The following is a 521-nucleotide window of genomic DNA, read 5'->3' as shown; positions in this document are numbered from 1 at the left end:
CCCACTCGACGGCGACTCGGATTTTCGCGAATTGGGTGTTGAGCTGCGTCTGCCAGTCGGCGAGTGGTATCCGTTGCTTCTTCTTAAGAGGAGTCCTGACGGTTGGTTCACCTTCGTAGCCGAGGTCACCCATCCCACCGCCGGAACGCCTCACCACTTCCGCCCAGCCCGCCTCGTGGAAGCAGTGGACGTCATGCCAGCTTCCGGGGAAAGCGAGGCTGACGCCGATGATCCGGCCGTGCAGGTCGACGAGAAGTTGGACGTTGACACCGTGACGGCGGTGTTTCCCGGACAGCAGGTCGTCGCGGTGCCGCCAGTGGAAGGTCGGTACCAGCGTCCCGTCGACCAGGCAGACGATGCCCTCTACCAGCAGGGACAGGCCGTCCTCATCGGTGCACCCGAGCACGTCGGCCAGGAAGGCGACCATCGTCTGGTGGTAGGTCCACGCCGTCGTGACGCCGAGGCCGAAGTCCTCGGCGAGATCGTTGTACGTGGCGTTGCGACGCAGCCGGCACAGCGTC

General features: G+C 64.9%; 1 protein-coding gene. It reads right to left on the bottom strand.

Features of this window, described 5'->3' with window-relative positions; genetic code table 11:
- Window positions 1–521, bottom strand: a 521-nt coding sequence (locus tag G6R25_RS24540) for a transposase family protein (protein ID WP_163554708.1), incomplete at both ends; no start/stop codon positions are given.

It is taken from the genome of Candidatus Frankia alpina, assembly GCF_902806485.1.
Classification (GTDB): domain Bacteria; phylum Actinomycetota; class Actinomycetes; order Frankiales; family Frankiaceae; genus Frankia; species Frankia alpina.
This window is presented reverse-complemented; position numbering and strand designations above follow the sequence as displayed.